Source organism: Bradyrhizobium sp. MI1.7 (genome assembly GCF_055811795.1).
Genome location: NZ_JBVVPO010000236.1, coordinates 1 through 694, shown reverse-complemented (window position 1 = coordinate 694; position 694 = coordinate 1). Strand labels below are relative to the sequence as shown.

Below are 694 nucleotides of genomic sequence, written 5' to 3'. Positions count from 1 at the left end.
CTTACGCCACGCAAATACGCATCTGGGGAAACCGATCGGAATGGCGCTATTTCGAGGTGTGGCGATGTGATGCTCAGGACCATACTTTATCAGGCCGCGCTTGCACTTCTAACCCGCACCAAGCGTTGGCCCGCATTGAAGGCTTGGGGTGTAAGGGTGGCCAGGCGACGCGGCCTTCGCCGAGCGGTCGTAGCAGTCGCACGAAAATTAGCGATCGTGATGCATCGGATCTGGGCCGATGGAAGCGAGTTCCGATGGACCCGCGAGGAGGCGACCGCATGATCAATTAGCAATTCAGCGGATCCGCCGAAAAGGCGGGACGACGTCCTGCGAGGACGAGGTCGGGGTGACTGCGCTGCAACCTCTGTGCCTGCAGCACGCGCCTAATAGATAGCAGCTCCCGATCTTCGGACTACCATCGTGAGGCGGCTATGAACGTCGACCTCGTAGACAAGAGCGAGCCTCGCAGGCTGTCGGTAACGAGTTGAACCCTTGTGCCAGCAACCGCAATCAGACAAGTGGCTGCACATCTGCAGGAAGCGGCGATTGTAGAGACGGCCTTTACCGACGAAGATCGTCTCTACGGCGGTATTCATGTTGTCGTAGATGCCGCGGGTGCAGGTGCCTTTGAACAGGGCGAACGCCCGGTCGTGGGCGTCGAACACCATCTCCTGCGTCTCCCGCGGATAGGCCC

At 59.7% G+C, this 694-nt stretch carries 1 protein-coding gene and 1 pseudogene; one reads left to right on the top strand and one right to left on the bottom strand.

What is annotated here, in order from left to right; translation table 11 throughout:
- Window positions 1-282, top strand: a 282-nt coding sequence (locus AC0L3X_RS47315) for a transposase (protein ID WP_473317641.1), incomplete at its 5' end; no start/stop codon positions are given.
- A gap of 206 nt (window positions 283-488) precedes the next feature.
- Here AC0L3X_RS47315 and AC0L3X_RS47310 read toward each other — a convergent pair.
- Window positions 489-694 (bottom strand): annotated as a pseudogene (locus AC0L3X_RS47310) (IS21 family transposase); the annotation flags it as partial.